Below are 10,630 nucleotides of genomic sequence, written 5' to 3' on the forward strand. Positions count from 1 at the left end.
GCCCCCACCTTCCCCTTTACCCTTTACCCCGCCAAGTTCACTTGGCGAACTACTAGTAATTGAAAAATAGAATAGGGAGTTGGGAGTTATTATCTTGATCTCCCTCATCCTCCTCATCTCCCCCACTCTGCTTTCTATTACAAGAGGTAATATCAAGTCCAAATAATCACTTATTATTAAAATCTAGAAAATTTATTACAACAGTTTTTTGATAATAACTAACAGCTATATCAATCCTAAATCAATTTTAAAAAATAGATTAAGCACAATGTGCAATATATCTTGATTAAAAAACGTATTTTAAGAATTACTCATTGGCAAGATATACCAAATATAGAGAACTTGAAAGACGACATTTTTCATAGGGGCACAGCATTGCTTGCCGCTAAAGAAGGCTTATTCGCTCTTATAAGGATATCCTGGAACAGCCTATTTTTGTTACATATATCATGATCATGTTGTACCGATAATAAGTTTTGTATATAGTTGGTTTTCAAAAATTGCGACACTTTTGTGCAGGCATTTTTGAGAGCCTTAAAGAGGTCATAATAATTTCAGAGTGAGCAGTATTTTTATTTCGCCAGAGATATAAAACAGGATTAATTATATTTAGGCTTATTTCATCAGAAATTTATAATTGCGATCATTGTATTATGCGAGTATTACAACGATCAAATAAATTTGATCTGCAAAACTATAAAGGTTATACATTATGTCCATTATTGTTGGTACTCCTAACAATGACTTTTTGGTGGGTACTAGTGGTGACGATCAGATTTCTGGTCGTGCAGGCAATGACAACATCTCCGGGGACCTTGGAAATGACATCATTGATGGTGGAGAAGGCAACGATACTTTGGCTGGTAATGGCGGCAATGATACATTCAAGGGCAGTCGAGGTGACGACAGCATTGATGGTGGTGATGGCTTTGATACCGCAGACTACAGCAACTTAGGCACAAAAATTACCCTCTCAGGTGTAGGAACAATTACCAAAGCTGGGGGTTTTGGAACAGATACAGTCTTTAAAGTAGATAGGGTAATTGCAGATGCAACTGTTGCCAACAACACTATAGATGCCTCTCAATCTTTGCCTGGGGTAGCTGCTGTTGCTGACTTAGAAGCCCAAACCATCTCTGCTCTTAACGTTCCTGGTTTGGGAACATTGACATTTAATGTAGTCAACTTTGACAACGTTATCGGCACAAATAACGATGACACCCTTAAAGGCGACAGCCAAAATAACCAATTAACTGGTCTTGCTGGCAACGACCTGATTGATGGTAGAGGTGGCAATGACCTGATTGATGGTGGAGATGGCAATGATACATTGTTCGGTGGAGATGGCGATGACACCTTTAAGGGTGGTCAGGGTAACGACAACATTGATGGTGGGGCTGGCTTTGATACAGCAGACTACAGCAAATTAGGTAAAACTATTACCCTCTCAGGTGTAGGGACAGTTATCAAAGCTGGTGGATTGGGCCAAGACCAACTCTTGAAAGTAGATAAGGTTATTGCTGATGCTAGTGTTGCCAACAATACTATAGATGCCTCTCAATCTTTGTCTGGAGTAGCTGCTGTTGCCGACTTAGAAGCCCAAACCATCTCTGCTCTTAACGTTCCTGGTTTAGGAACATTGACATTTAATGTAGTTAACTTTGACAACATTATCGGCACAATTAACGATGACACCCTTAAGGGCGATGGTCAAAATAACCAGTTATCTGGTCTTGCTGGTAATGACCTGATTGATGGTAAAGGTGGCAATGACATCATTGATGGTGGTGAAGGCAGTGATACGTTGTTTGGTGGTAATGGTAATGACACCTTTAAGGGTAGTCAGGGCAATGACAAGATTGATGGTGGAGTCGGTACAGATACCGCAGACTACAGCAAACTAGGTCAAACTATTACCCTCTCAGGAGTAGGGACAGTTACTAAAGCTGGTGGATTAGGACAAGACCAACTATTGAATGTAGAAAAGATTATTGCTGATTCTACTGTTGCCAATAACACTATAGATGCTTCCGCATCTTTAGCTGGTGTATCAATCACAGTTAACCTACAAAGCCAAACATTGACAGCTAATAACGTTCCTGGTCTAGGGACATTACCATTTACTGTAGTTAACTTTGACGATGTAATCGGCACAAATGGAGATGACTTCATTGCTGGCGATCGCCAAAATAATAAATTAACAGGCAATGGCGGCAATGACACATTTAGAGGCAGTCAAGGTGACGACAGCATTAATGGTGGTGATGGCTTTGATACAGCAGATTACAGTAGCTTAGGCAAGAAAATTACCCTCTCAGGTGTAGGGACAATTACTAAAGCTGGGGGTTTTGGAACAGATACAGTCTTTAAAGTAGATAGGGTAATCGCTGATGCTAGTGTTGCTAACAACACTATAGATGCATCTCAATCTTTGTCTGGGGTCGCTGCCGTTGCTGACTTAGAAGCCCAAACTATCTCTGCTCTTAACGTTCCTGGTTTGGGAACATTAACATTTAATGTAGTTAACTTTGCCAATGTCATTGGCACAAGTAACAATGACTCCCTTAAGGGCGACGGCCAAAACAACCAGTTATCTGGTCTCGCTGGGAATGACCTAATTGATGGTAGAGATGCCAACGACCTGATTGATGGTGGAGATGGCAATGACACATTGATAGGTGGTGCAGGCGATGATACTTTCAAGGGCAGTCGGGGTAACGACAGCATTAATGGTGGAGATGGTTTAGATACAGCAGACTACAGCAAACTAGGCAAAGCCATCACCCTATCAGGTGTAGGACAAATCACCAAAGCTGGCGGCTTCGGAACAGACACAGTATTTAAAGTAGAAACAGTTATTGCTGATGCTGGCGTTGCGAATAACACCATAGATTCCTCTCAATCTGTTGCTGGTGTATCTGTCATCGCTAACTTACAGGAGCAAACTATCTCTGCCCTTAATGTTCCTAGTCTGGGGACAATAACATTTAATGTACTCAACTTTGATAATCTCATCGGTACAAATGCAAGTGACAGCATTACTGGCGATAGCCAAAATAACCGATTAGAAGGTAAAGATGGTAATGACACTATCTCCGGTGGCTTCGGTAATGACACCATCATCGGTGGAAAAGGTAACGATATTCTCACCGGTGGTTTTGGTGCCGATAAGTTTGTTTTCAATAATGTTAATGATGGTATTGACACCATTACAGATTACAACTTTGGTCAGAGTGACGTAATCCAAGTTTCTAAAGCAGGGTTTGGTACTACTAATCTTAGTGACTTTACCTACGACTCTTCTAGCGGTAACTTGTCTTTCTTAGGAAATCAACTCGCCTTCATTGAAAATCTCTCATCCAATTTGAGTATCCAGTTGGTGTAAAGTTCTACGGGTTATATCTCCATGACAAGTTAAAGCTTTTTGCCCTTTATTGTAGATTTGTTGTGGAAGCACTGACTATTAGTTTACACATAACAAATTGAGAGTGGTACAGACACGAGTAATTGTCTTTGTACCCCAGGATAAAAGTTATGTTGCAAAAACAGAATGAGGTTGGGCTGGTAAAAGTATGAATTGTGTCAACTCTCACCAGCTAGCCCTCAAAAAGTTTGGTTATTCAGTACTTTATATCCTAAATCAATCTGCTTGAAACCTGAAAATATTGCTGTACGGCAAAAACAGGCGTTATCTTTTAAAATTTTACGCTTTTCTATTATTTAGGTATTCAAAGCTAGATTTTAAAGCCAAATTTTGATGTTTGACTAATAATTTAGGACGAAAAATACTGAAAAACCAAAAATTTTTGCAACATATTCATTGAATATGGCAGTTGCTTCAAATCTCTCGACCCAACACACTAGGGTAAACGCATACAATGTATAATAATCCTTTAACAGAAAGGGGGCTAGCGTTTGATAATTTAGGCTATTTTATAGCTAGAAGCTTTATTTAGTAAGAGTTCTATAAATTCGATACGTTTGACATGAAAAACATACTGTTTAATTTTTGGTGTTGAATTATCCTATTTTAATGATATTATTCTACAAAATTAAGGAGTGAGCTTGGTGCAATTTACAATCAATCCATTATTCAAGAAGCTGTCTGTAAAATATTTAACCGTAATTACAGCTATAGTCACAATTCTCCCATTACCAGTTAATGCAGCTACATTTTTAGTAACGGAACGCGCTGGTTTAGAAGGCAACGATCAAGTCAATTGGGGAAGTTTGGGTAAAGTATTCAATCCCTCGGCTCCTGACTTTTCTGTTTTCTTGCCTAATTCTTTCTCAACAACATCCCAAGGTGGTTTAGGGTTAGATATAAATATAGCTCCAACTAATAATCCTCGGGTTACTCCACCGTTTGTTTTTCAAACTTTACCTTCCCCTGGAATTCGGAGTAACTTCGCTTCAGGTGATTTTATTCTCTTTGGAGGTATAGATCCTACAGGTTTTATCCCTCTTCCTCCTGGTACTCCTGATCCTGGTACTAAGGGTAACGGTGAACCTTTAACAATTAGTTTTGCCCAGCCTGTTTTTGGCGCTGGGGCTCAGATAGCTATAGACAGTAGTAAATTGAAAATTGAAACTTTTCTCAATGCTTTTGATAGCACCAATAACCTGTTGGCTAGTTTCTCAGTTCCAAATATTTCGTCCTTAGCATTAGATAATTCGGCAGTGTTCTTGGGAGTTCGTAGTGACACTCCAAACATCTCACGGCTAGTTTTTAGTAGTTCTGCTCCCCAATTCGGTTTGGCCATTAATCAAGTAAGTATTCTTGCAGTTCCCGAATCGACTTATACCTTGGCAATATTAGCTTTTGGTGTTTCTGGTGCTGTTTTGAAGCTACGCCAACGTAACTTAGCCAAATAATTAATTCTAATTCGTAATTTGGAAGAGGGTACAGTAGCCCACACCAAAATCTCTGATTGGGTGGTCTCCAACATACTTTTTCCGAGGCACTTTGAGTAGTAAGATCCCCGTAGCAATGCTTACGTGGACTCGCTTTCTCGTGTCGCTATCAGTCATTAGTCCAGAGCTAAGGAGATTTTTGAATAAGAAATTACCAGATCGAACAGTCATTTTCCCATTAGGGAATCACAACTAACTCAATAGATCAGGGCGATCGCACGGGATTTCAGAAATTCATGCTGTATAAGGATATTGACGAAAAATAGGCTAACTCAAAAAAAGCCAAAACCCTTGCTATTAAAGGATTCTTATACTTTAGATGCCTTTACCCTGCTCAATAGGTCGATCGGGTAATTTATTTTACGGAAATCATCTAGCACTGATTGTAATTACGAATGATGTTAGCAATACTCGTTAACGTCACGATCAATACGACTTATTTTGAGGCTCACACAGCGTCGAAATAGCTCGTGATTGAAGAAGTTTGAAGTTCCAAACATACTCCAACTTCTATCAGACGTAAGTTCCGCAACATTTTGATCTTTAGCCAAATTCAAGTCAATGTCATACAAAGAAGTCGAACACATCATAGAAGCTAAGATACAAAAAGCTATACGGAAGCACGAAATCGTAGTTGCTTTTATTAGTAGTATTACTGGCTTAATTTTCATAATGGGTTTATTCCACGCTATTTCGCTCAACCACGCTCAAATACACGCATTTTGCTTGAACTGATTACTGATTGCATTCAATGGGTCTTTACGATTGAGCATTCCCTGCTATGCATACAACCAATCCAAGTTACACATATTTTTTATAAAAGGGAATTGCACTATGGAGAGCAAAAATAATAGCAGGCCTATATTGGTCTTATTTTTGACTGTATTTATAGACCTGCTGGGCTTCGGAATTATTCTGCCGATACTGCCTTTGTATGCTGAACAATTCGGCGCAAAACCTAATGAAGCCACTCTACTTGTAGCTATTTATTCTTTAATGCAGTTCTTATTTGCACCAGTATGGGGCAGATTTAGCGATCGCTACGGTCGTCGTCCGGTTTTATTACTGACCTTATTCGGTTCTGTAATAGCATACACAGGCTTAGGCTTTGCTAACTCATTATGGATGTTGTTTCTTGCTCGTAGTCTTGCGGGAATTATGGCAGGAAATATTAGTACTGCTCAGGCATATATCGCAGATATTACCACGCCAACGAATAGAGCCCGTGGTATGGGCATAATCGGAGCAGCTTTTGGTCTTGGCTTCATTCTTGGCCCAGCTATTGGAGGTCTTCTCATCGGGTCAGATCCAGACAACGCTAACTTTCATTTACCGTCGTTGTTCTCAGGTGGATTATCTTTATTCGCATTGCTTTGTGCTTTGACGTTACTTCCTGAATCTCTAAATTCTGAAACTAAAGCCAAACTGCAAGCTAATCGCCACCGCCGGCGACGCCTGAACTTATTACAACTGTCACAGCGTCCACAGTTTTGTGTGCTTGTAGGCATCTACTTTTTTGTTACCTTTGCAGTTGCAGCTATGGACTCTACATTAGCTTTATGGTCTAAGCAGCAATTAAACTGGGGCCCTCAACAAACTAGTTATCTTTTTGCTTTCATGGGGATTGTTAGCACAATCGTTCAAGGAGGACTAATCGGATTCCTCAAGAAAAACTTTGGTGAAATCAAATTACTTACCTTGGGGATATTAGGTTTAGGTTTAGGATTACTGCTAATTGGATTCTCACAAAGCTTAAGTTTATTGTTGGTCGCTACTACACTTGTGGCATGGGGAATTAGTGTCAGTCAACCACTATTGAATAGCCTAATTTCCCAGATGACTGCCCCAGAAGAGCAAGGACAAATATTAGGAATTGCCAGTTCTTGCTCTGCCTTAGCACGCATCGTTGGGCCAACTTGGGCAGGGATTAGTTTTATGAAATTTGGGAGTGATTCTCCTTTTTTGAGCGGATTTTTAGTAATGATCGTAGCTTTGGTTCTTAGTTTACGAGTTACTAAAAGTGCATCTGAATCAAACAAAGAACGTGTAGCCTAACATCTATATCTTAGAGGATCTAAAGTTATTACTGATGTATCCAAAACTTTATATCCTCCTAAATCCTTCTTAAAAAGGAGGACTTTGATAAGATTATTCTCCCCCTGTTATTAAACATTACGAATTACGTTAGCGAGTCTTGTCTGCGACACGCTCCGCGAACGAGCGTCATTACGAATTACGAATTACGAATTAAAAATTAATAATATGACAGGTCGCCGAGTATTATTTTTAGGCATCTTTGTAAGCATCCTCCTAACCTACGCAATTTGGATCGGTGGGAGCATTCCTGCAAGCATAATCAAACTTCCTGACCAAGGATTAAACTGGTACTACTGGAAGCTTCCCCAACCAACCTTTTGGAGTCGAACGACAGCTTGGGGTATGTACATTGGGCATCAGTTTAGCATCTGGGCGTGTATCTTGTGGGCGCAGCGATCGCAGTTGAAATACAAATCAGCCCTGCACCCGATAAATTACCTCATGCTTGCCATTAATGGTATATTTATCGCTTTACACTTCCTCCAGACCTACATTTGGTATGATGCTCTCGCTCAAGATACTTCAATTTGGGCTTCTCAAGGTGCAGTTGTACTGTTACTGGTGTTCGTACTGATTTTAGAAACGCCTCGACGCGGTTTGTTTTTTGGCAATTCTGTTCCATTCCATCAACAGTTTTTGCAAATTATCAAGCTGTACCACGGCTACTTTTTCTCCTTTGCCGCCATCTACACCTTCTGGTATCATCCAATGGAAGCAACTGTAGGGCACTTAATTGGTTTTCTCTATATGTTCTTGCTTCTGCTCCAATCGTCGTTGATATTCAACCGCGCCCATGTCAACCGTTGGTGGACATTCACTTTAGAAATTACAGTGGTTTTACATAGTGTAATTGTATCTTTGATGCTAGGACAAAGCAAGTGGCCAACATTTCTCTTTGGTTTTTTTGGCATTTTAGTACTTACCCAACTCCACGGTCTACCTGTTGGTATCTGGACTAAACGTACTATCTACGCAGCCTTTTTAGTCAGTGTAATGGTCGTTTATGGACTTACTGAACGCGGCTTGGGTAGAATTTACGAAGTAACCTATATTCCTCTGATTGAGTTTGGATTGGTTGGCGCAATTTACTTAATCTTTTTGATCGTGTTATGGACAATTTCTCGTGTACCTATCAAGACGTAATCTGATACCCGTTAAAATATTTGATATGTTTGTAGTAAAGACTTTAGTCCTTTCTCCAAGACGCTACGCGAGCAAAATCAGGACTTCAGTCATGACTACAAACGTTTTTGAAGTAAGGTTGATTAGCCAGAGATGTTATGAATAAATATTAACAACTAACTATCTTACTCACCACCACTAATACTTTTTTGTTGTTGATAACGCAGTTTAAACTGGTTTTGTTGTATTTTATGATCCACAATTGGGTCGGGATAGCCAACAGCATGACGTTCTAAAGGTGGAATTTTTCCAGTAACTAAGTATTCTGTATCTACAGACCTTAATTCTGATACCCATTGCCGAATATATTCCCCTTCTGGATCAAATTTTTGTGTTTGACTGGCTGGGTTGAAAATTCGCACAGGTTTGGGGTCCATACCGCTAGAAGCACTCCATTGCCAACCGCCATTATTAGCAGACAAATCTCCATCAATCAACTTCTGCATAAAGTATTTTTCTCCCAATTGTGGATTAATTAGCAAGTCTTTGGTGAGGAAACTCGCAACAATCATTCGACAACGGTTGTGCATCCAGCCACTTTCATTCATCTGGCGCATTGCTGCATCCACAATAGGGTAGCCAGTTCTTCCTTCACACCAAGCTTGGAAATGTTCTTCATTAGTTTCCCAAGGAAAGTTCTTAAAGGTGTCGCGGAAAGCACCATCAGCTAATTCCGGGAAGTTATACATTGCATGTTGATAAAACTCCCGCCAGGCTAATTCCTGTTGCCATGTGCGAATATTAACTGCTGTTTCCTCACTGCGACTATTTTCTAGTGCTTCGATGGTGGCTTGCCAAACGGTGCGAATGCCAATTATGCCAAATTTCAATGCTGCACTTAGTTGTGATGTTCCGTCAACTGCGGGGAAATTTCTCTGTTCTTGGTATTCAGTAATAGCTTTATTAGTAAATTCTTCTAATCGTTCTTGTGCCGCCGCCTCTCCTGGTGAAATAATTAATTGTTCATCCCAAATAAACCCTAAATCTTTAGCTGAAGGTAATGTCAAAGAACCCGCAAGTTTTGCAATTTCTTGTTCAGCTTCTGTTAATCCCTCAACATTTTGTAGTGTTTCAACTGGGTTCGCTTTCGGTTTGGTAATCCAATTTTTCCAGAAGGGGGTATAAACTGTGTAAGGACTGTTACCACCGGTGCGGATCTCATCTGGGGAATTGAGGATTTGATCCCAGTTTTGATCAAGAAACTCAATACCTTTTTCTTTGAGGGCATTGATAACGGTGCGATCGCGTTCTTGTGAATAAGGTTCTACATCCCAATTCCAAAAAACAGCTTTGGCATTTATTGCCTCTGCTAAAGCTGGTATAGCTTGTACAGGATCGGCGTGGAGTATTAACAACTGGCTACCAACTTGAGCATATCGCTCTTGGAGTTTCTGCAAACAGCCAATCATATAAGTTACTCTCACAGGAGCAACATCATCCCGTTCTAGAATATGTGGATCGAGGCAAAACACGCCCACCACCTTCGGACTCCGCCGTTTTGCCGCAGCCAGCCCCGTGTTGTCAGAAATGCGTAAATCGCGCCGATGCCAAAACAGAATTAAGTCAGACATTCTATGCTGTATATAGTTCACCCGTACTAGCTTAGATGCTAGTGGTACCAATGAACATCATTCTGGCGATAAATTATATTCTGTAAATGGGCATTGGGAAGAATTTATTCCCCATTCCCCATTCCCCGGTTTGTCAGTCGGGAATAGTGGTTTTTTAGCTCAAAGATAGAGTATACTTTTCTTAACAGTTAATTAGTCTTTTTGTCATGGCTAACCTACTACTTGACGACGGTACAATTGAGAGCGATTTGGGCGAAATAGCTCGTGAACTTGCGCCTTTTGGCATTCAACTCAGACACTACGATCCAGGAACATCGCTACTCTTCCCCAATCTGTTAAGCCAAGACGTTTTAACTGAGTCGGAGAAACGTTATTGCGTAGAACTCCATAACAGCGTTTTTGAATTTCTTCAGCAAGAAAATGGTGCTATCTGGTGTGACTTGCTAAATGTGCATCCAGGTTCCTTTAATCTTCACCATCTAATAGCAACCTACGGCCGTTACCATACTCATCCTGCGCCTGAACCCCTCTACGTGTTGGCAGGAGAAATGATCTATGGCTTCGTGCGGCCTGATGGCAGTCAGGTACAGCTTTTAGTTCAGGCACAAGACTATCTTTACATCCCCGCTGACGTTGAGCATTGGTGCAGTCCAACTGCATCGTTGAATTTCAAAGCAGTACGCTATTTTGCGATCGCCGAAGGTTGGGTTCCAACTTATACGGGTACTCAAGTTAGTGATTCGCTCAACAAGCCAGGTTAAAGCTCAATTTTATGAGCGCAAACTGTGATATAGGACTCATATCTGATTTTTGAATAAGATTTCAGATAAAACCCTTAAAAAACAGGTTTTTCAGTTTGAGTATGT

The 10,630-nt window shown here is 40.4% G+C and carries 6 protein-coding genes; 5 read left to right on the forward strand and 1 reads right to left on the reverse strand.

The annotated features are described in order from the left end of the window. The first annotated feature begins 712 nt into the window (after positions 1 to 712). From G1O98_RS32775 to G1O98_RS32790, 4 genes are all read left to right on the forward strand, one after another. Positions 713 to 3,385 (forward strand): calcium-binding protein, encoded by a 2,673-nt coding sequence (locus G1O98_RS32775; protein ID WP_163937325.1) that lies wholly within the window; start codon positions 713 to 715, stop codon positions 3,383 to 3,385. Between the two features lie 683 nt (positions 3,386 to 4,068). Then, on the forward strand, positions 4,069 to 4,875 hold the full coding sequence (locus G1O98_RS32780; RefSeq protein WP_163937328.1) for a hypothetical protein: 807 nt from the start codon (positions 4,069 to 4,071) through the stop codon (positions 4,873 to 4,875). 873 nt (positions 4,876 to 5,748) lie between these two features. Beyond that, entirely contained in the window at positions 5,749 to 6,969 is a 1,221-nt protein-coding gene (locus G1O98_RS32785) for an MFS transporter (RefSeq protein WP_345940618.1), read from the forward strand. Positions 6,970 to 7,176: 207 nt separating this feature from the next. Next, complete coding sequence (locus G1O98_RS32790; RefSeq protein WP_163937334.1) at positions 7,177 to 8,154, forward strand: hypothetical protein; 978 nt, start codon at positions 7,177 to 7,179, stop codon at positions 8,152 to 8,154. Between the two features lie 164 nt (positions 8,155 to 8,318). On the opposite strand, the gene G1O98_RS32795 is transcribed toward G1O98_RS32790, so the two are convergent. Next, positions 8,319 to 9,764: a deoxyribodipyrimidine photo-lyase, 8-HDF type gene (locus G1O98_RS32795; RefSeq protein WP_163937337.1), complete on the reverse strand. Its 1,446-nt coding sequence runs from the start codon at positions 9,762 to 9,764 to the stop codon at positions 8,319 to 8,321. A 206-nt stretch (positions 9,765 to 9,970) separates the two neighbouring features. On the opposite strand from G1O98_RS32795, the gene G1O98_RS32800 reads away from it, so the two are divergent. Next, positions 9,971 to 10,525 (forward strand): acireductone dioxygenase, encoded by a 555-nt coding sequence (locus G1O98_RS32800; protein ID WP_163937340.1) that lies wholly within the window; start codon positions 9,971 to 9,973, stop codon positions 10,523 to 10,525. The last annotated feature ends 105 nt before the right edge of the window (positions 10,526 to 10,630 follow it).

It is taken from the genome of Nostoc sp. UIC 10630 (assembly GCF_010747425.1).
Classification (GTDB): domain Bacteria; phylum Cyanobacteriota; class Cyanobacteriia; order Cyanobacteriales; family Nostocaceae; genus Nostoc.